This window comes from Pseudomonas sp. EGD-AK9 (genome assembly GCF_000465935.2).
Classification (GTDB): Bacteria; Pseudomonadota; Gammaproteobacteria; order Pseudomonadales; family Pseudomonadaceae; genus Aquipseudomonas.
Genome location: NZ_AVOF01000001.1, coordinates 40,353 through 59,882, shown reverse-complemented (window position 1 = coordinate 59,882; position 19,530 = coordinate 40,353). Strand labels below are relative to the sequence as shown.

The following is a 19,530-nucleotide window of genomic DNA, read 5'->3' as shown; positions in this document are numbered from 1 at the left end:
TCAACTCAGATGATTGTGAATGAGCTGGTGTTGCGCGGCGGGCAGCGCCGGCATCGAGCAGGCCATCAGCGCCTGGCAGTCACCGTTGTGCCATACCAGTTGCGCGCGTACGCCGTCGAGCTGCAGCTGCGCCTCGCGGAAATGGTGCACCTGCGGCGTATTGCCTGCCCCATGCAGGGTACGCAGGCTGGTGACGGAGCGATCCGTGACCCACAGCCATTCCCGCGCGGCGGGTGCCGCAGTGGCCTGGCCGGCCCGGTGTTGGATCTCGACGAGATAGCCCTGCGGCGAGGTGAACAGACGCAGGATGGCGTAGGGCAGCGGCATAGCGAGGGCGCGGTTTCCAAAGAAGTGGCCGATTCTGCCAGAGATGGGATGCTTGTTCATGCGTGGAGGCCTCAGTGGGGCGGTTGCGGACGGGGCCAATCCTGCGGCAGTGAGCTGATGCCACGCGCCCGGTCGATGCTCTCGGCGATCTTGAGTGCGGCGTCGAGTTCGCTGATACCGTGCTGCTGCATGAGCTGGTAACGCTCGGCTTTTTCTTCCGGCTCGGTCTGCGCCAACGCGAGATACAGGCTGGGCGGCACGGCGCGAAACAGCAGCTCCATGCTGCGCGACAAAATCACCCCCTCCGAGAACTTGCCGGACTCCTTGCGCGCCGAGAGCATCAGGGCCTTTTGCGCCGGGGTCAGTTCGCGGAACCTGGCGATTTTCTCCACTTCGTCCGGCGGCATGCTCAGGCAGAGCCACCATTCCATCATGTTCAGCATCGGCTCGGCGGCCTTGGGCAGGTCGTCCAGGTTCTGCGTCGCCAGCCAGAACCAGGCGCCCAGCTTGCGCCACATCTTGGTGATCTTGACCACGTAAGGAGCGAGCAGCGGGTTCTTGGTGATGATGTGCCCTTCGTCGGTGACGTTGATGATGGGGCGGCCGAGGAACTGGTCGCGCTCGGCGAGGTTGTTGACCGTGTTGATCAGCGAGATGTAGGCGATGGACAGCTGCGCGTTGTAGCCCTCGCGGGCATAGGTGGCCAGGTCGACAATGGTGAGGTCGGCTTCGGGCCAGGGCGTGCCCGGTCGGTCGAACATCTCGCCGTCCGCGCCTTGGCAGAACATGTCCATCGCATCGGCCATCTCCAGCAGCCGGGCCCGGCGCAGCTCGGGCAGGCTGGTGTCGCGGCTGCGCTGGCGCAGCGCATCGCGCACGTCGCGGGTGAGGACCGTGCGCTGCGCGTCCACGCACAGGTGCGCGGCGTCGAGGATGCACTGGCGGATCAGGCTGCGGTCGGCGCGGGTCATGCGCGCTTCTTCCTTGTCTTCGCCGCCGGTGATCATCAGGCGGGCGGTGATCTCCAGCTCGCCGAGCACGTCGCGCTGCTCGTCACCTTCGGTAGCCGGGTCGTCTTCCTCCAGCGCCTCGGCATCGAGCGTTCGTACCTGGCTGGGCGTCTCCACCAGCCGCTGCGCGTCGGCGAAGGGCGCCAGACTGACCCCAGCCCCGGGGGCGAGTTTGACTCGATGGACGCTGAGCCCCAGCCGCGCGGCAAAGTCGCCGAACAAGCCAAAGGAGTTGCCCGCCTCGACGATAAACAGTCGCGGCCGGTAGAGGGCGGTGACCTGGTTGAGCAGGTTGTTTAGCGTGGCCGACTTGCCGGAGCCGGTCGGGCCGGCGAGAAACAGATGCGCGTTCATTTGCCGGTCGAGGCGATTGAGCGGGTCGAAGGTGATCGGGCCGCCGCCGCGGTTGAACAAGGTAATGCCGGGGTGACCGGTGCCCTGGCTGCGCCCCCACAGCGGGGCCAGGTTCGCCGCGTGCTGGGCGAACATCAGCTGGGTGTACCACTGCTGGCGGTCTTTTGCCGGGTCGTAGACGCAGGGCAACCCACGCAGGTAGGTGTTGAGCGGTGCCACCTCATCCTCTTCGCGCACCGGCTGCAGGCCGGCACCGAGCAGCACGTTGGCCAGTTGCAAGCCATGGGCGTCCAGTTCCGCCTGGTCGCGGCCACGCAGGTAGAAGGTCAGGGCGCCGCGGTACAGCTTGTGGGCGCTGCCGATCAGGCTGCGGGCCAGTTGTACATCGGAGCGGGCCTGCTGCGAGGCGAGGGTGTCGCCGACGGCTTTGCGACCCAGGTGGTTGAGGTGCGCCTCGAGCACATCCTGCGGGGTGATGACCAACGTCAGGCATTGGATCGTGTCTTCCGGTAGTTGGTCGAACAAGGCGTTGATCGCCTCGCCCTTGCGCGTTTCACCGGTGACGTGACCGGTGCTGGGCGGGCTGCGCAGGCGGTCGACGGCGATGGCGCGGTGCGGCAGGCCATCGAAGTACCAGAGGCCCTGAGCGACCTCCGAGCGCGGCTGGCTGAAGAACAGGCGTTGGCTGAAGTCCGTGCCGCTGGCCAGTTCGACCTCGCCGGGTTCCTGTTCGTCCGGGTAGCGGGTCAGGGCATAGAAGCGTTCGCGGTCGGCGGCGGTATGGCCGAGCTGGGTCGGATGGGGATTGAACCAGCGCAACAGCCAGGCATGGATGTCCGCCGCACCCAGGCGTCGGGCGCGTACGCCGGCATGGGCCAGCCCACCGACGAGGCGCTCGCAGACCCGGTTGAGCGCCTGCTCGGGCGATTGCCCGCGGCGCTGGGCGGTCTGGCCGACACGCCGATAGACGACCAGCCGCGTGCGTCGGTTTTGTCCGCGCCAGGGCAGGCGGGTGACGGTGCTGTCCTCGAACAGACCGCCCGGCTTGGCGATAGCCTGCAGGTGGTGGGCGAAGAAACGCAGGTAGAACTCGGTGAAGGCGCTGCCCTGGGCGCGAGGCTGGACGTAGCCGCGCAGCGCGTCGAGGTAGGGCTCCCAACTGGGGTCGTCCTGGGCGTAGAGCTGCACGACCCAAGGGTTGTCCTCCAGCTCGTCGAAGGCATCCTGCAGCACGTTTTCCAGGGTGTCGCGCACTTGCAGCAGCCAGGCCGGTTCGCGGCCCTCGGTGCCGACCGGCAGCAGTTCGTAGAAGGCGGCGACCGAGGCGCCGTCATCGAGCAGCATGCACTGCGTCTGCGGCAGGTACTCGGCCCACGGCAGCAGATCGGCGAACGAGGGGGCAATCGCATAGAGCGCCTGCTCGTCGGCCTGGGTGGCGGGCCGGCGCTGGCGAGGCGCGGTGCCGGGCTCGGCAATACCCCGGGCGCGCAGCGCTTCAACGTGGCGCGTCCAGGCGTCTGCAGGCGGCGCGGGCTCCTCGGCCTGGGCTCGGCGCTTGAACCGCGGCCAGGCCATCAGTACTCCTCCAGCCGTTCGCCAGGCAGGGCGTACTGCACCCGCTGATAAAGGGGAAACAGCGTGGTGTAGCCGGGCACCGGCACCGGGTCGCTGCCGGCCAGGTGGGGGAACACGTACATCAGCAGGTCGGGATTGGGCAGGCGGTGGAACTGCCGGTAGATCTCGTTCTGCGCCGTGCGTGTGTAGCGGGCCTGCACGCCCGGCGCGGCTTGTAGATCGGCCTCGCTCAGCGGCCGGCGCAGGGCCTGGCGCGCATCGAGCAGTTGCCGGGCGCTGCCGCCGCCGGTCTCGCTGTTCCAGATGTCGAGCATGGTCCTGTCGTCGTGCGGTAGCAGTTCTTCCTTGCTGGTGGCGCAGCCACCCAACAGCAGCGCCAAGGCCAGCAGGGCCAGGCCTTCAGTCCAGGTCTTGCGCATGGGGCAGCCCTCCGAGGCGGTGATCGACGCGGCGACCGGTTGGGTCGTAGTCGAGGGTCAGGGGTGTTTCGAGGTGCACGGCCACCTGGGCGCCGGGCTTGACGTAGATCGCCGCGAACGCCTGGCCGTAGAGCTTGTTGACCCAGGCCGACATGTCCTGCACGCCGCCAGCGAGGATGCGGCCCATGGCTTCGTTGGCGCCGATGCCCACGGTGCCGACCGAGCCGTCGCTGCTCATGTAGGAGACTTGGCCGCTGCCTTCGTCGATCAGTGAGGCGACGCCGGCTCCGGCGGCGGTGATCAGCGCTTGCGTGCCGAGGTACTGCTGGGCATTACTGCGCCGCTCGCCGGATACGCAGGGGATGCCATGCGGGTCGCTGATCCAACCCAGGCCGTCCTGGGTGTTGTTGCCGCTGCTGGTCTGGCGGTTGCCGCCGCGCTCGTTGTCGTTGGGCAAGGTACGGATGGTGCCGTCCTCGAAGACGAAGGTGACCGAGCGGATCTGCCCGCGCACGCAGGACAGCGTCCAGTCCCCCGAGGCCGTGCCGCTGACCACGGCGCCGGCCACGTCGGGAATATCGATGCCGTTGGCGGTGAGGTTGTCCCGCCCGATCAGGACTTTGAAGGGGTAGGGGTCGTTGACGGTGCCGTCGATGGGGACGCGGCCGATCAGCGCCGTCATGGCGATCGAGCCCATCAGCGTCGAGTTGGTCGGCACGGTATACACCGCGGTGGCCTCCGGTACCCCGGCAACACTGCGGCCGGCGTCGACGGCGGCGCCGGCGGTGGTGTCCAGCGTCTTCTGCGCCGGCCCGAAGCTTGTGGGAAAACTGAAGCTGCCGGAATTGCCGGTGGTGCGCGGCTGGCTGTCGTCACGCCGATCCTCTGGCTCGATCCAGCGCAGGGTATCGCCCGGCAGGCCGTCGCTCGGCTCGAGGCCCAGGCCAACCGGCAGATCGGCGTGGTCGTCCTTGCCGATGGCATCGAGCCGCTGCTGCAGTTGCTGCAGCAGACCCTGGGTTTGCTGGCGTTCGTGGCTGAGCTGCTGGCGATCCTGGTGCAGCTGGTTGCGCTCGCTGTCGAGCGCGCTCTGAATGCGCTGGTCGATGGCCCCTTCGCGTTGGCGCAAACGCTGGTTCTCGTCGCGCTGCACCTTGTTGTCGCTCAGCGCCGTCTGCAACTCGCTGCGCAGTTGGCGGACCTGGGCGACCAAAGTCGCCACGGTGTCGCGCGGGGTATCGCCCTCGATGCCGAGCGCCTTGGCTTCCTCGGGCGTAAGGCGGCTGGCCTCGTCCGCTGTATCGGGCGCGTCATTGCTGGATGAGAACAGCCTGACACCGACGAACACCAGCAACAGCGCCAGAGGGATCATCAGCCACTTGAGCAGGCCATTACTGTGCATCGCGGCCTCCTGAGGGTGCTGGCAGGTTGAGAGCGGCGTCGATGGGTGCCAGGGTTGGCAGCAGGGCCTGTGCCAGGCCGTGTCCACGGGTGACGAGGTAGACGACGGTGGTGTCCTCCGGCGTGCCGCTCGGCCCCAGGGTCGAGTGCTGGAAGGTCGCGGTGAGGAAGTGGCCTTGCAGGGCGCGCGGGTCCAGTTCCAGCCATTGCGCGGCGCTGTTGCGCAGGCGCACGGCGCTGACCCACAGGTCGTCCAGGCGCCAGGCCGCCAGCGCGTGCGCCTGCAGCGGCAGGCTGGGCAGCAGGGTATCGAGCGGCAGGTCGCGGCGCAGGGTGGCGCGCGTGACGCCCGGCACGGGTTCGACGGTGCGCAGCGGGGCGTAGAGGTTCTGCGCCGCAAAGCGGGTCAGGATCACGGGCTGCGGTGTGGCCCGCACGGGAGGGGCTGCGGTGGCACTGCCATCATCGGTCTCGGCGGCAGCCGTGGCTGATGCAGCCTCGATGATGCGCACCGGCTCCAGCGGCGGCTGGCCGGCCTGGGCGGGTTCGGCGGCGATGTCGAGCAGCATCACGGTGCCGGTATCGGCGTCCTGCAGCTGCAGCCGGGTCGGTTCGATCGGCTCGCTGGCCAGCAGGTAGATCGCACCGGCGGCGCTCTGCACGCGCAGGCGGTTACCGACCGAAGCGGGCACGCCGACGCGGACATTGCGCTCGACGAAGACCACGCGCTCCTGGTCGACCACCAGCGGTAGGGCCAGGGGCACGCGTTCCCAACGCAGGAGTTCGATGGCCTGGGCGATGCTGAACGGGGCTAGCGCGAACACCGCGAGGGCCAGGGGCAAGAAGCGGTTCATGGTGTGGCCTCCGGGGCAGGGGCGGACGTGGCCGCCGGATCGACAGGGCTGGCAATGCGCTGCGGCGCGCCTTCGTAACAGTCGATGACCAGCCCGAACGGGTTGCGCTGCGGGTCGACGTCGCTGCGCAGGACCTTCAGCGGGTAGCGCACCAGGGCGCGTTTGACCTGCTCCGAGGCGTAGTACTCGTCGGCCGTGACATCGAGGTTCACCACCCATTCGCGGGTGGAGACGGTGCGCACGCGCAGCGTGGGGTTGTCGCCGTAACCGCGGCCGGGAATCTCGTAGATGCCGCGCACGCGCCGGCGCAACTCGCCGCTGTTGCGGCGGTACTCGTAGTCCTGCTGCAGGAACGCCTGGCAGGCGGGCGTGAGGTAGGGCGACAGCGCGTGCAGGTTGCGCGGGTAGTCGTCGTCGCCATTGCTCGGCCAGCGCTGCAGCTGCTGCCAGACGTAGAAGGTGAAGGCGTACACGCTCTCGGGCGGCACGTCCCACCAGGGCCGCGTACTGCCCGAGCGCAGATCCGGCGGCACATGGATGGTCAAATCGCGCGGCGCGCTCCACCAGCCGATGCCCATAACCAGCGCCAGCAGCACCAGCAAGCCAGCCCCGACCCGCAGGGTCCTGATATGGGCGTCGAGCCGCTGCACTTCGTTCTTGAACCGGCTCACCGCGCCGTGCTCCTGCGCGTGATCCAGTAACCCGAGCGGGTCACCAGCCGCTGACCGTCGGTGAAGGTCGCGAGCGCCGGCAGATGCAGCGCGATCCACCACTGCAATTGCCGGTACAGCCAGGTTTCGGGGCGGCCACGCTTGAGCCGCCGCAGTGCGCCGCCGCCGATGAAAATCCCGGCGCTGACGGCCAGCAGGATGGCCGTGGGTACGATGGCAACCGTCGCCAGCATAATGGCCAGCGCAACGCCACTTGCCAGGCCCATCAGGCCCGACAGGCCGGCGCAGACCCACAGCTCGTTCGCCGTCAGCCCGCGCACCACCACCGGATGACGATTGAGGCGGTGCGGCAGGAACAGCACCGTCCCGTCCGTGCGGATATCTTCAGTCATGTCGGCAGGCCTCGTTTTAGAGCACGCCGATGGCTTCGGTCAGCAGCCAGATGCCCACCACCAGCAGCATCGCACCGACCGCCACGGTCAGGCCGAACTGGCCCCAGGTCGAGCGACCAATGTGGATCTCCGCGTAGCGGGTGTAGGCGTGGTAGCAGACGCCGACGAACATCGAGGCGACCACCAGCAGGGTGATCAGCATCACGATGTCGTAGCCGTAGTTCTGCAGCGTTTGCAAGATCCCGGTGCCGACGCCGCGCGAGGGGTTTTCCAAGGTGGGCAGGGCGGCCTGGGCGGATGGCGACAGCACGCCGAACAGCGGCAGCGCCGCCAGGCCAGCGAAGGGACGGAGGAGAAGGGAGCGGGCGAGCGGCTTCATCAGGACGACCTCTTTACGAGAGCAGGAAAAAGGTCAGCACCAGGTACAGCACGACGAAGCGCACCACGACGACCAGGAACTGACGATGGGAAAGCTGTTCATCGGCCCAGCCGACGTAGGCGCTGCGGATCGCCCAGACGCCCCACAGGAGCAGCACGGCGAACACCGCACCGAGCAGCACGGTTGCCATCTCGGCCGGGGTGAGGCCGCTGTTGGCCTGGAATGCAGCGGTCTGCGCGGCGTTCATGGCGCCTCCTGCGCGTCGAGCGTGGCTGTAGGCTCGCGGTAATCGCCGAGCAACTCGGCGGGGTCACGCGGCTGCGCGCGCGAAGGCGTCAGGTAGTCGCGAATACCGCCGCGCACACGCTCAAGGTCGGCGGCGAGGCGACCGTAGTCGAAGTGGTAGCGGGCGCGTTCATCGTGCGGTTGCGCGGCTTGCTGCGCGACGAGTCGCTCGATGCTGTCGAGCTGGCGCAGCGCGGCGGCGAGGCGGGCATGCTCGGCCGTGGCATCGTCGGCGACGGCCTGACCGGCCAGGCACAGACTGAGCAGTAGTGCCGGGGGCAGGCCGCTGGCGTGATGCCGGCTGGCTGGGGAGAGCAGTCGCTTGGACATGGGGCAATCCACGATTGGCGAGCAATGGCGAAATGCTCCTCGGGAATTGCGGGTGATGCTTCAATCAATGCGGGATGGGGCGTGATCGGCTTGTTGGTAACCCTGGTTTGTCGATATCCGCCGTCAGAACTTGCGACCGATAGCTCTTGCACGCATTCCGTTAAATCGATGGAGAGTGAGGAAAAAATTGGAACAATCGCCAGGAATGAGGATTTTCCTTGTGGAGTGAGGAAATCCTGGCCATCAAACGAAGGAAGGGCTTTGTAACGATCGCCGCCGCGCAGCTAAAGGTACTTCTTGAAACTGGCCGCGGTGATATTCATCGCCAGGCCAAGCAGCGCCGCGCTCGGCAGCAGCACCAGCAGCGGATGCACGCTCACGGGCAATGTGAGGTAGAGGATCCAGGGCAGGATGGCCAGCGGCATCAGGCTGGCTTTGGCGCGGTGGTAGATGAAACCCGACTCGCGGCCGGCGCCGAACTTACGAATATCGCGCCGCACCAGCCCATCGACCAGGCCGACGAAGGCCGCCAGCAGAAACAGCGGCAGCGTCAGCAGCAAAACCAGCAGCCGCACCATGAACGTCAGTGTCGTGAACGCCGCGGCGATCAGGTAGCGCTCGCTCCAGACGTAGACCTGGCTGATTGAGTAGCGCAAGTCTCGGGCATCGCCCTGGCTGGGGGCGCGCGAGCGCGCCGAGGCCTGGCTCATCCAGTCGAGCAGGCCGCTCTTCACGAAGAGCCACTGGTAGGCGCCCTCGACCAGCTCGTGCGCGGTACGCCCCGGTTCCTGCACCACGGCGCTGCGGCTGAAGTGTCTGGAAATGTGGCTCAGCTCGTAATCGAGCATGCCCTGGGCGTGCCGCCAGCCTTGCTCCGGCCAGAACAGGTGCATGCCGGCGCACTCGATGAGGATCGACAGCAGCAGCGAGCCGATCAGTACACCGAGCATGCGCAGCGGCAGGGTGAGGAGGCCGGCGAACACGCCTTGCTGGCGGGTCTGTTCGCGCTGGGTGGTGGCGGCCGGGTCCTTCATGGCCGGGCCTCGCCGTCGGTGGTCGTGTCCGGCTCGGCCAGATGGCGGAAGCCATCAAGCAGGTCGTCAGGCAGCAGCGGATCCTGCAGACCGGGCAGGCCCTGGTTATCCCACCAGTCGCCGGCTTCGGCATAGTGCTGGCGCATGTAGCCGGCGAGTTGCTGCAGGTCATCGGGCATGATTTCGTCAGGGTCGGGGGCCGGCAGCGGCATGCGGATCTTCCACAGCTGACCACCCTGCAGCAGGGCGAACGCCTGGCCTTTGGGTAACCCGACCACGTGCGCCGGCTCGATCATCGGCACGCTGGCGGTGCTGATGCGGTCTTGTGCGTTGGAGGTGAAGTCGGTCGGGCCATGGATATCGGAGCTGTCGGTGGCGCCGCTGACCAGCGTCGTGGTGTAGACGTCGACTTTCGGCAGCTGGCGGGTGAGCAGTTCGGCGGTCGCGGTCTCGCGCACCCTCAGCATGAACAGGTTGTTGAAGTTGCCGATGACCTGGCCCGCTTTTGCGCGGTTGCCGACACGCGCTTCGATGTCGCTGAGCGTCTGGGTGTAGGCCGTGACCTGCAGCCCGGCCCCGCCGCCCTTGTTGACCAGCGGCACAAACTCGTCGCCCATCAGTTCGTTGAACTCGTCGGCGTGGACGTTGATCGGCACCCGGGCGCCCGCCAGCGCACCCGGCAGCCCATCGTCGATGCCGAACTTGTAGATATGCCCGGCGACGGACACCAGATCGGCGAACATCGAATTGCCGACCGCAGCCGCCACCTCCGCATCCGACAGTGCATCCAGGCCGACATAGACCACCGCGCGTTTACGCACGATCTGCATCCAGTCGAAGATCGGCCGCGGATCGTTCAGGTCGGCATAGTTCGGCGCGAGCAACTGCGCGGTTTTGCCGGTGGTGAGTTTTTCCAGCAGCGGCAGCAACGAGGCGACGATCTTGTCGAAATAGGTGCGGTCGTAACGCACGGCACTGCGCAGCCCGTCGAGCACCGGGTCGTAGACACGCACTTGCGACAGGTACTGTTCGAGCGCGACCACGCGCTTTTCCCGGCCGATCATGTTGCGCGGGATGTTCTTGTCGTTCAGCCGGCCTTCGAGTTGGACGATGATGTCCCAGGCCTTTGGCTCGTGCCTGGCGAAGTACTGCTGCGCGTATTCGATGAACAGCGCGTCGATATTGACGACGTGACGCTGGATCAGCAGGTAGTCTGGCCGCTGCCCCAGTTCGACCAGGGCACGCGCGATGATGTTGACGAAGCGCCAGGCGAACTCCCGGAAGGCGGCCGAGTTGCCTTCACCCGACAATTGCCCGGCGATGCGCGTGGCCACCTCGCTGATGCGACCGAAGCGGCCCACGGCGTTGTAGCGCGCGCTGATGTCCGGCCAACCGAGGTGAAAGACATAGAACTCGCCCTCACGCCCGGCGCGTTTGGCTTCCACGTACATGCGCTTGAGCAGATCGGCATCGCCTTTCGGATCGAAGACGATCACCACCTCATGCTCCCCCGCGGCGTTGCGCCGGCGAATGTCCTGGGTCACGAACAGCTCGGCCAGTCGGGTCTTGCCGACCCGCGTCGCGCCCAGCACCAGCGAATGCCCGACCCGTTCGCCCAGCGGCAGGCTCACATCGACCTCGTTCGGTTCGATGCCATGCAGGCGCGGCAGGCCGCCGACTGGTGGCAACGGGCGAACCGGGTTGAGGGCGATGTCCCACGCAAGCAGCCTGGCTAGCTGCGACAGCGGAAACGGGGCGAACTCCAGCCGCTCTTCCAAGCGGCGGGTCAATTGGTAGGCGGGCGTGGGTTCGACGTAGCGGCGAAATTCGGGGCGCAAGGTCTGTGTCAGGCGGTGCGTGTGGCGTTGTTCCCAGCGAAAGCCGCGACCGATGAACAAGCGTTGCTGGCTGACCGGAACATCGCGGCTGGTCATCACGTAGCGCGGTAGGCGGCGGATGTTGCGCCGGTAGCGCAGGATGACCAGGGCATCGCGCAGGCGGATCGCGCCGAAGGCGAGAAAGGCCAACGCACTGCCCAGGCCAATCGAGGGACTCAGCGCCAGCGACCAGGGTGCCACCAGGGACAGAAGCGCGGCGATGGCGCAGACCGCCACGGTGTACAGCTCCACCGCTGGCCGTAGCAGTACCTCGATCGCATGGGGCTGGGCCATGGTCGGCGCTTCACTGCTCGATGCCGGTCGCCGTGATTAGCACCGGGTAGTGACGCAAGCCAAGGCGCTCGGCCAGGTCGTCGCCGGTAACCGGGGCCAGCGACAAACTGGGCACCAGTGTTCGCAGCGTGGCCAGGGCTTCGGCCGAGGCGACATTGACCACCAGGCCTACCGCGTCGATTTCGCGCAGGTGCGGTGCGCGCTGGCGCAGCCAGGTGCGCGAGCGTTCGTCGTCGCCGACGAGAAACAGCGGCAGCAGCCCCGGCGCTTCGATGACGCGACGCGCCACTTCGCCCGACGACAGTCGCAGCGAGCGCACCGGCAGCATATCTGACTCGTTGAATGTTCTGGCTGGTGGGCGCGGAATCTCGATGCGTGGCGATGCCATGTCGCTGCGCGGTTGCAGGTTCAGCGCCTCGTAGTACGGCAAGGCCGAGGCCCCGCCCCGGTCTTCGACGACGATCAGCGCGTCGGCATGAACAGACACTGACAGCCACGCCAGAGAGAGGCAGGCGGTGAGGACGGGCAGGGCTTTCATGGCCGGTTTCTCCGTGAGCTGATTTCCAGTCGGCGGTCGCCCTGTATGCGGGCCAGGTGCTGGCTGACGCTGTGGCGATAGCGTGCGGCCGGTGCGCCGCCGGCGGGGCGGTGGTAGCGGCCAATGGCGAGCAGCCAGTCCTCGCCTGGGGTGTGCTGCTCACGCAGGATCTCGGCGGCGATGGCCAGGTTGCGGTAGGGATCGAGCAGGTCGCAGGGTTGGGCGTAGCGCTGCGGGTGGTAGCCGAGGTTGATCTGGCCGAGCCCCGCGTCGATGCGCGTGGCCGGCGTGCGCCTGAGTGCCTGGCGCAGCCCGGTGCAGGCCTCATTGCGAGTGGCGTAGCGCTGCGCCTTACCCGCGACGTTCAGCGTCCATGGCCAGGGCACCAGGCGGCCGTGCAGGCGGGTGCCGCTCTCCTGAAGCGCGACCGCGTACAAAACCGTCGAGGGAATGCCGGCGCGCTGCGCGGCGACCTGGTAGGCCGGTGGCGATATTTCCTGTGCCAGGGCCCGGCCGGCCAGTGCGCAGGTCAGCAGCGCGAGCGCAGTACGGCGCGACATTAGGGCTGCCGCTGCCATTGTCCGCCGACCTGACGCACGACCGCCGGCAGGTCGCCCGGAATGTTCAGCGACAACCAACGGCCGGCGTCGTGATTGAGCGTGACCTGGCCGCTGCGTACCTTGGCCGGGTCGATGCCGATGCGCTGTGCCCAGGCACGGATATGGGCGTCATCGGTGCCGCTGTCGACGACGTAGATGTCGAACGCCTGACCGGCGGCTTGCAGCCTCAGAGCGGTTTGGTCGCAGGCCGGACAGGCGTCCTGAACAAACAGGGCGAGCCGTCCACTCGCCGCTGGCACTACCGGCGAGAACGCCGGGCCGGCGTCGGGCAGGATGACGCGCGGCATATCGGCGTGGAGCCGCTGCCAGGCGTCGTCGTAAGCCCGCTGGTAGGCGAGCAGCTTCTCGACGCGCTGCGCTTCGGCTGCAACCTGCAGCTCGGCGTAGCGCTGCCGTTCTTGCTCGGAGCGCGCTTCGATACCCAGGGCAGTCAACGGGTCGATGTGCGGCGAATAGACACCCAGCGGCCCCAGCATCAGGTCGCGGTAGCGCGCCCATTCCTCGCCGTTCAGGCCCCAATCGCGGGCCTGCTGCTCGGCTGCGCGTTCGAGAGCCAACGGGCGCTCGCGGCTGGGCCTGTTGTCGCTGCTGAGGGTTGGCGCGCTCTGGGCCAGGCTGCTGGTCAGTAGGAGGAGCAGGGCGGGAGCGATACAACACGGTTTCATCTGCCCCTCCTACCGCGCCGGAATTGGCAGGCGCCGGCTGTCGTCGCCGTGCCGGAACAGGGCGGTGTTCCCCTCGATAGCCATGAGGTGCCAACCGGCTTCGGTCTCACCAGGGCGCAGCAAGCGAACCTGCGCCAGCGCGTCGGCGGCGGCTGGCAAGATCGAGAGAAACTGCTCGCCGGCGCGCAGCTCGGCACCGATCACCCGAAATGGCGGTTCGACGGCCTTTGGTTTGGCAGGGACGACAACTCGCGGGCGGGGCGCGGCCGCTGGTGTCGGCCGAGGTGCGCTGAGCTGCGCTTCCAGTTGCTCGATGCGGGTCTGCAGCGGCAGCAGGTTGTCCGCTGCCGGCGAGCTCCCAAACGACTCTTCGATCACCTCAAGCCGCAGCTCCAACGCCCGACGCTCAGCCTCGTAGCGCGCCTGGGGCAGGGGGGGCGGTTGCTGCTGAACGTGCACGACCTGCTGGGCTAATTCGGCCAGGCGCTTTTCCAGCACGGCGACCTGCGTGCTGGATGCGCGACTTTCGACCTGTGCCGCGAGGCCCGACAGCGCCACGTGATCGATCACGACGGCGCCGCTGATAAGTAGCAGCCAGGTGACTGCGGCGACGCTCATCAGGGTGCCGTGTCGGCGAGATTCACTGCGAGGCATCGTCGTCATGGCCGCAGCTCCCCGGCGCCACCTTGTAAGGGAGTCCTATCTGCGGTGGCCTGCGTTGCTTCGACAGGCGTTTTATGCTGCTGGCTGAAGCAGACGCTGCGTGTGGTGTGGTCGACGTGCAGCGTTCGCGCCGGCCCGGCCAGAGTCAGCAGGGCATCACGCAGTTGCAGCGGGCCGAGGTGGTAGTGCGCCGCCGGCAACGGGAGGCTGCCCAGCGCATCGGTTTTAGGTCCGTGGCAGAGCTGGTAGCCGGAGCGCTGCAATACATGACGCAGCGCGTCGGCCACATTGGCGTGCAGCGTGTCGGGAATGGACACGTCGACCACCTGCAACAGCAGATCCTGCTGGGCGGCCGTCGGCGTCAGTTCGACCAGTGTATAGCGGCCGTAGCGAACGACCGGAACGTACTCCGGTACCGGAGCTGCTACCTCGCCAGGGGCAGGGACGGGGAGGGGCGGTGGCGGCGCTGCGCAACCGGCCGCCAGAGCGGCCAGCAGCAGGCAACAGCAGTGGGGAAGGGAGGCGTGCATGGCTCGGCTCTCGGCAAGGTTGAGCCGAGACCATCGTCATTCTGCGTCGCCGCATCAGCAAACAAAGGGAATCGTGGTGTTGCCGATTTCCATGGGCACTCGGCATCAGCGTCAGGTGCTGATCAAAAAAACCTCACCTGAGCCAGATGGCCACGGCTACGAGTGATTCGGACGTTATCAAAAGGGTTATGCACAGCTTTTGTGGATAACGCGAAGCGGCCCTGGGCGGTGGGACAGGCGGAAACCGGCCAAGAGCGGCCGGTCAGTAGCAAATAAATTTGCCCCTTTCGGTCCGCATTATTGGGACGCCAATCTCAGGCTGCTGAATTTGCAAAGGCGACCCCAAGGTAGACGTTGGTTGGGATAGGAGGCTGTCAACGCCTCGAGCGATGTGCCATCATGAATCGAATCTCTGCCAAAACTAAGGAATGAAAATGGCAAAAGCCCCTATTAAAAAACATACGTCTAAACAGGTGAAAGGGCGAGAGCGTACATATCGTGTATCTGCAATAAATATCGTACTTCATCCTCATAGCCCAGAGAAATATGCTGAACTCTGGCGTGAGATATTTTCCAGCGATGATCCAGTGAAGGTTCGAGGTACATCTGCTGTCATGATTGGTTCATGCTCGGCAGTCAACGATGGCAATGATAAAGAAGGAGTTACAGGTGTAGTATATAAATTCTTTAAGCTCGACGCTGCCGAACCTTGGTTCGATACACAGAAGAGAACTGCCGCAGATAAAGGGGAGCTTAGTAAGATATCTATTCCGGATCATCTTAAACCGCATCTGCAAGAGTTTTCTTACGTATTCTACCCCAAAGGGCACCGCTTGTATTTTGTTTCCTCGCGTAGCGGGGCGCAATTGTCTCCAAAGTTTTTGCTGTCATATTTGGAGCGTGTCGTTGAGCGCGCAGAGTTTAGCCGGTTTGGCGAGATTAAGCTAACGGTGGTGCCAAGTGAAGAGTCTATTAGCCAAATACTTTCTCTCAGCAGGCTAAAGAGTCTTTATTTAGATATCCATAAACCTAATCCAGATGACCAGAAAAGTGCTGAGGCACTGATGCAGGCAAGACTGAAGAAACAAAATATTAAAAGATCTGAGATTACTCTTACCGAGGCATCAAGCAGCGGAATTAAGCCTGATGATGAAACGAAAATTCTTATTAAGATAGCCGCCAATAATGGCGAGGTGCGTGCCCGTGGACAGAACTCGAACGGCGAGGTCGTCACTCTATCTACAGAGAAACACCCTCTACAAGAAGTTGTGAGTTATGATTCCAATATCCAGTCGGAACGCAGTAGTTTGCAAGATTTCGCGGCAAGTTTGCATGACAGGTTTTTTGGTGGGCGATGAGTCTCTGGACTGAGGTAAAAGGCTCATGGTCCTCGGTTTTTGAGGTCTGGGGAAGCTATTGGAAATTATATGGTGGGTGGAGGGCTCTTCTTGTTTCTCCATACTTTCACCTTGCTGTTTTTTTTACAGCTATTTGCTACAGATTTTGGTCTAGACCTGAGTGGTGGGAGACTGTTATATCTGTTGCCCCGACTTTTCTAGGATTTACCCTTGCGGGTCTAGCAATTTTCTTTAGCGTTAGCGATGAAGGGTTCAAAAGGATTATCGCCTATAAGGACTCTGATAGCCCTAGCTCTCCATTCTTGGATATTGTAGTCGCCTTTGTTAATTTTGTTGTGTGGCAAGGCGCTGCATTTCTAATGGCTCTAATAGCTAAGTCTCTCTTCTTTATTTGGGCAACCGCTCCAAGATTTTATTTGGAGCTTCTTCCTTTTCTCAATGTGCTGGGTTGGGGATTTGGCTTTCTAATATTTGCCTACTCATCACTGCTTTTGCTCGCCGCAACGTTCTCCATTTTTCGCGTTGCTAGATGGTATGAAACACATGTGACGACATCTGTTGATGATGAAGACAAGTAGTTTGGAGGCTGATCCTGCTGGCAGTAGGGCGCAAGCGCTGAGCTTGACCGCATGCAGATGTACAAGGGCAGGCTGCGAGAGCGGGCAGGGAAAATGGTTGAGGAGTTAAGAGCAGTCCAATAATGGACTGGCCCCGGCTGGCATCCGCATAATGACCGCAGCCTCCGCATTACACATACGTTCTGTCGCCCGTTTGCCGTTTGGTAAATAGATAGTTCATACTTTATTTGGCAGCGACTAAAGTCACGCTTGCTGCATCCGCGATCAATAATTTCTTGGGCCCTTTAGTTTCTATATTCGCAGCCCGAAGGAGACCTCCTAAAAATATTGGGCCGGCGCCCCTAAGCTATTGCCGCTCTAATGGGTGTTAGAGCCCCAAGATAAAGCTCGAAGTTTATTGGATTGATGGAGGGTGGTTGTGAGTTTGTTTGATAATGCTATTCGCTCTATTCAGATCGGCCTGAATGATTATTGGCGCGATGACCGCCTTGTCTCTAGCGTTAGAAATTTGTATGCGGGAATTTTGCTGCTCTTCAAGCATAAATTATTTATCTTGAGTGCAGCTGGATCAAATGCAGCATTGATCAAGCAAAATATAATACCTGTTTTTAATGAGGGCGGCGTGCTCATTTGGAAGGGTGTTGGAAGCAAAACTATTGATGTAGCCGGAATAAAGAGCCGATTCCAGTCGCTGGGAATTAATGTGGACTGGAAGACTTTTGATCGTATCAGCAAACATCGCAATGAAGTAGAGCACTTCTATAGCGCGCTTTCCTGCGATGAGGTGGCAGAGCTATTGGCAGACTGTTTTTTAATAATTAGTAAATTTCTGTCGGAGAATTTGAGTCTAGATGCCAGAGAGGTTCTTGGTGATGAAGCTTGGCAGATCCTCCTGCATGCATACGAAGTTTACGAGCTTGAAATGGAAAGGAGAGATAGTGCTATAAGATCCCAAAGCTTTCACCATGAAATTATAAAGCAAATATTTATAGAATTCCGTTGTGTCGATTGCTCGTCACCTCTCGTTCGCCCCTCCTCGCCCAAGATAAATGCTGAAGCATCTAGTTATCACTGTGCTGAGTGCGAGGCCAATTATAATTATGATGATATTTGCAATATGGGTGTTCTGGATTTGTATAAAGGTGTCTTTTATTCTGGATATGACTCTTCATGCCCCTTTGAAAATTGTAGCGCTTGCGAACACGGCTTATACTTGAAGGATTTCCAAGTTTGCACCACGTGCGGGCTCGTCAATAAACTTGAATTATAAATAAGTAAGCGCAAGTCAGATCTTCAGGTTTCTATGGTGCAGTAATTGACAGCTTGATTCCATAGGTGCGCCAGCTGATGTGCTTTTTATGATCGGTTACTAGCATCCACCTTAGTGGTTTATTTGAGTCGCTTAAATACGTATTTCGAATATTTATCTTGTGATACCTGATCTGTCCCTGAAGCGGTGGGCAGGTAGTTAAGAGAAACAGATACCTTCACAGTTCGGTTCGTGAGGCAGAATCGCAGAGTCAGTCAGCGGCCGCTCTTGGCCGGTTGTTGCCTACCGCGACCGATAGCAGCTGACTTAATGGTAGTGGGTCTTTGACACCCTCTTTTATCTTTGGAGCGCCGGGTAGGTCGCTGCCAGCAAAGGCTGTTCCCTCAACTGTTCATGTTCTAAAGTACTCTTGGCAGCTCGTCCCAGCGGCAGGTATACCCCGGCGAGCGCAGTTCTTGCTTCATCGACCAGCCGCCCAGCGCCGGTACACGCGCCAGGCGCACTGTACCGCGCCCCATGTCGGCGTTGATCCTGTCTACCGTCGCCATCAGCGCCGCGCTGCGTGGCCGCGGCGCCGGGGCAAACAGGTCGGCCTGTACCTGCCCGGGGCTGGCCAGGTTCATCAGCATCACCCCGGCTTTCTGGTACCGGTAGCCGGGCCGGTAGATACCCTCCAGCCCGGCCAGCGCCGCCTGCACCAGGTCGCGCGAGTCGTTGCTCGGCGTGTGCAGCGGCACGCTGGCGGTGCGCGCGTAGCGCGGCTCGTCCGGGTTGAACACCCCGGTGCGGATATACACCTGCAGCAGCTGGCACACATCGCCTTGCGCGCGCAGCTTCTCCGCTGCGCGGCAGGCGTAGCTGGCCACCGCCTCGCGCAGCGGCGCCAGCTCCGTCACCCGGCGCGAGAAGCTGCGGCTGCAGGTGATCATCTGCTTCGGCTCCGGTCCCTCGTCCAGGGCGAAGCACGGCTCGCCACGTAGCTCACGAATGGTCTTCTCCAGCACCACCGAGAACTGCTTGCGCATCGTCCAGGCGTCCTGCTGCGCCAGATCCCAGGCGGTTTTAACACCCAGCGCGCCCAGGTGCGCCTGCAGCTTGCGCCCCACGCCCCACACCTCGCCCAGCGGCGCGTCCTTGAGCAACGCCGCCTGCTGCTCGGGCCGGGTGGCCACCACCACCCCGCTCTGGCTACGCCGCTTGGCGGCCCAGTTGGCCAACTTGGCCAGGGTCTTCGTGGTGCTGATGCCCACCCCCACCGGCATGCCCGTCAGCCGTTGCACTTCCGCGCGAATGTGCCGACCGTAACCAGCCAGCGGCCAGCCCAGCCCGGCCAGGTCAAGGAAGCTCTCGTCGATCGAATACACCTCCAGCCGCGGCGCCAGCTCGCGCAGCACCCGCACCACCCGGGCGGAAACGTCACCGTACAGCGCATAGTTGCTGCTGAACGCCAGCACGCCGTGCGCCTGCACCAAGTCGCGGATCTTGAAGAACGGCTCGCCCATGCCAATGCCCAGCGCCTTGGCCTCGTTGCTGCGGCTCACCACACAGCCGTCGTTGTTGCTCAGCACCACCATCGGCAACGCGCGCAGATCGGGGCGGAACAGCCGCTCGCAACTCACGTAGAAGTTGTTGCAGTCCACCAGGGCATAGGTCGGCATCAGATCCCCGGCAGCTTGTGAATGCAGCGCGTCACCACGCCGAACACCTCCAGGTCCTCGCCGTCGCGCAGGCGAATGTCCGGGTAGGCCTTGTTCGCCGCGCGCAGCACCGGCGCGCCGTGCTCATAGGCCAGCTGCTTGCAGGTGAACTCCCCGTTCACCACCGCCACCACCACCATGCCCGCGCGCGGCGTGATCGAGCGGTCTACCACCAGGATGTCGCCGTCGAAAATCCCCAGGCCGGTCATACTGTCCCCCACCACCCGCAGAAAGAAGGTGGCCGCCGGGTGCAGTACGCACAGCTCGTCCAGCGAGAGGCTGGCCTCGATATGGTCCTCAGCGGGGGAAGGAAAGCCGGCGGCAACGCGGCTCAGGAACAACGGTAGCCGCAGACCTGGCCGCAACGGGCGGCCGATCACTGTCAGGGCCATGGATAACCTCACTAATA

General features: G+C 63.5%; 22 protein-coding genes. 3 read left to right on the top strand and 19 right to left on the bottom strand.

What is annotated here, in order from left to right; all coding sequences use genetic code 11:
* From N878_RS00270 to N878_RS00190, 17 genes are all read right to left on the bottom strand, one after another.
* Entirely contained in the window at window positions 1-387 is a 387-nt protein-coding gene (locus tag N878_RS00270) for a hypothetical protein (RefSeq protein ID WP_256217912.1), read from the bottom strand.
* An 11-nt stretch (window positions 388-398) separates the two neighbouring features.
* On the bottom strand, window positions 399-3,266 hold the full coding sequence (locus N878_RS00265) for a conjugative transfer ATPase (protein WP_021441693.1): 2,868 nt from the start codon (window positions 3,264-3,266) through the stop codon (window positions 399-401).
* Complete coding sequence (locus N878_RS00260) at window positions 3,266-3,685, bottom strand: TIGR03751 family conjugal transfer lipoprotein (protein ID WP_021441692.1); 420 nt, start codon at window positions 3,683-3,685, stop codon at window positions 3,266-3,268. Before N878_RS00260 ends, N878_RS00265 begins: the two co-directional genes overlap by 1 nt.
* Window positions 3,666-5,087, bottom strand: a complete 1,422-nt coding sequence (locus N878_RS00255) for a TIGR03752 family integrating conjugative element protein (RefSeq protein ID WP_021441691.1) — start codon at window positions 5,085-5,087, stop codon at window positions 3,666-3,668. Before N878_RS00255 ends, N878_RS00260 begins: the two co-directional genes overlap by 20 nt.
* Window positions 5,077-5,940, bottom strand: coding sequence for a TIGR03749 family integrating conjugative element protein (locus tag N878_RS00250; RefSeq protein ID WP_021441690.1), 864 nt, complete (start codon window positions 5,938-5,940; stop codon window positions 5,077-5,079). Before N878_RS00250 ends, N878_RS00255 begins: the two co-directional genes overlap by 11 nt.
* A complete protein-coding gene (locus tag N878_RS00245) occupies window positions 5,937-6,611 on the bottom strand; it encodes a PFL_4703 family integrating conjugative element protein (protein WP_021441689.1) in 675 nt (224 codons plus the stop codon). The genes N878_RS00250 and N878_RS00245 overlap by 4 nt, the downstream gene beginning before the upstream one ends.
* Window positions 6,608-7,003, bottom strand: a complete 396-nt coding sequence (locus N878_RS00240) for a TIGR03750 family conjugal transfer protein (protein ID WP_021441688.1) — start codon at window positions 7,001-7,003, stop codon at window positions 6,608-6,610. Before N878_RS00240 ends, N878_RS00245 begins: the two co-directional genes overlap by 4 nt.
* A 16-nt stretch (window positions 7,004-7,019) precedes the next feature.
* Window positions 7,020-7,382, bottom strand: a complete 363-nt coding sequence (locus N878_RS00235; protein ID WP_021441687.1) for a TIGR03745 family integrating conjugative element membrane protein — start codon at window positions 7,380-7,382, stop codon at window positions 7,020-7,022.
* Window positions 7,383-7,395: 13 nt separating this feature from the next.
* Window positions 7,396-7,629 carry a TIGR03758 family integrating conjugative element protein gene (locus N878_RS00230; protein WP_021441686.1) on the bottom strand — a complete coding sequence of 78 codons (234 nt, stop codon included), beginning with the start codon at window positions 7,627-7,629 and terminating at the stop codon, window positions 7,396-7,398.
* On the bottom strand, window positions 7,626-7,997 hold the full coding sequence (locus N878_RS00225; protein WP_021441685.1) for an RAQPRD family integrative conjugative element protein: 372 nt from the start codon (window positions 7,995-7,997) through the stop codon (window positions 7,626-7,628). The genes N878_RS00230 and N878_RS00225 overlap by 4 nt, the downstream gene beginning before the upstream one ends.
* Window positions 7,998-8,281: 284 nt before the next feature.
* Window positions 8,282-9,031, bottom strand: coding sequence for a TIGR03747 family integrating conjugative element membrane protein (locus N878_RS00220; RefSeq protein ID WP_021441684.1), 750 nt, complete (start codon window positions 9,029-9,031; stop codon window positions 8,282-8,284).
* Complete coding sequence (gene traD, locus N878_RS00215; RefSeq protein ID WP_021441683.1) at window positions 9,028-11,202, bottom strand: type IV conjugative transfer system coupling protein TraD; 2,175 nt, start codon at window positions 11,200-11,202, stop codon at window positions 9,028-9,030. The genes N878_RS00220 and traD overlap by 4 nt, the downstream gene beginning before the upstream one ends.
* A gap of 10 nt (window positions 11,203-11,212) precedes the next feature.
* A complete protein-coding gene (locus N878_RS00210; RefSeq protein WP_021441682.1) occupies window positions 11,213-11,740 on the bottom strand; it encodes an integrating conjugative element protein in 528 nt (175 codons plus the stop codon).
* Window positions 11,737-12,300 (bottom strand): transglycosylase SLT domain-containing protein, encoded by a 564-nt coding sequence (locus N878_RS00205; protein ID WP_021441681.1) that lies wholly within the window; start codon window positions 12,298-12,300, stop codon window positions 11,737-11,739. The genes N878_RS00210 and N878_RS00205 overlap by 4 nt, the downstream gene beginning before the upstream one ends.
* A complete protein-coding gene (locus N878_RS00200) occupies window positions 12,300-13,025 on the bottom strand; it encodes a TIGR03759 family integrating conjugative element protein (RefSeq protein ID WP_021441680.1) in 726 nt (241 codons plus the stop codon). Before N878_RS00200 ends, N878_RS00205 begins: the two co-directional genes overlap by 1 nt.
* A gap of 9 nt (window positions 13,026-13,034) precedes the next feature.
* The gene (locus tag N878_RS00195) at window positions 13,035-13,688 is read right to left on the bottom strand and encodes a hypothetical protein (RefSeq protein ID WP_021441679.1); all 654 of its coding nucleotides are present in this window, start codon (window positions 13,686-13,688) and stop codon (window positions 13,035-13,037) included.
* Window positions 13,685-14,218 carry a PilL N-terminal domain-containing protein gene (locus N878_RS00190; protein ID WP_021441678.1) on the bottom strand — a complete coding sequence of 178 codons (534 nt, stop codon included), beginning with the start codon at window positions 14,216-14,218 and terminating at the stop codon, window positions 13,685-13,687. The genes N878_RS00195 and N878_RS00190 overlap by 4 nt, the downstream gene beginning before the upstream one ends.
* Window positions 14,219-14,652: 434 nt before the next feature.
* On the opposite strand from N878_RS00190, the gene N878_RS26410 reads away from it, so the two are divergent.
* From N878_RS26410 to N878_RS28195, 3 genes are all read left to right on the top strand, one after another.
* Window positions 14,653-15,576, top strand: coding sequence for a DUF4747 family protein (locus N878_RS26410; protein ID WP_177342856.1), 924 nt, complete (start codon window positions 14,653-14,655; stop codon window positions 15,574-15,576).
* Entirely contained in the window at window positions 15,573-16,154 is a 582-nt protein-coding gene (locus N878_RS28200) for a hypothetical protein (RefSeq protein ID WP_156350841.1), read from the top strand. The genes N878_RS26410 and N878_RS28200 overlap by 4 nt, the downstream gene beginning before the upstream one ends.
* Window positions 16,155-16,572: 418 nt before the next feature.
* Window positions 16,573-17,424, top strand: a complete 852-nt coding sequence (locus tag N878_RS28195; RefSeq protein ID WP_156350840.1) for a hypothetical protein — start codon at window positions 16,573-16,575, stop codon at window positions 17,422-17,424.
* Between the two features lie 398 nt (window positions 17,425-17,822).
* Here N878_RS28195 and umuC read toward each other — a convergent pair whose 3' ends face one another.
* Both umuC and N878_RS00180 read right to left on the bottom strand, forming a co-directional pair.
* Window positions 17,823-19,082: a translesion error-prone DNA polymerase V subunit UmuC gene (gene umuC / locus N878_RS00185; RefSeq protein WP_021441677.1), complete on the bottom strand. Its 1,260-nt coding sequence runs from the start codon at window positions 19,080-19,082 to the stop codon at window positions 17,823-17,825.
* Complete coding sequence (locus N878_RS00180; RefSeq protein WP_036987084.1) at window positions 19,082-19,513, bottom strand: LexA family transcriptional regulator; 432 nt, start codon at window positions 19,511-19,513, stop codon at window positions 19,082-19,084. Before N878_RS00180 ends, umuC begins: the two co-directional genes overlap by 1 nt.
* Window positions 19,514-19,530 lie beyond the last annotated feature (17 nt).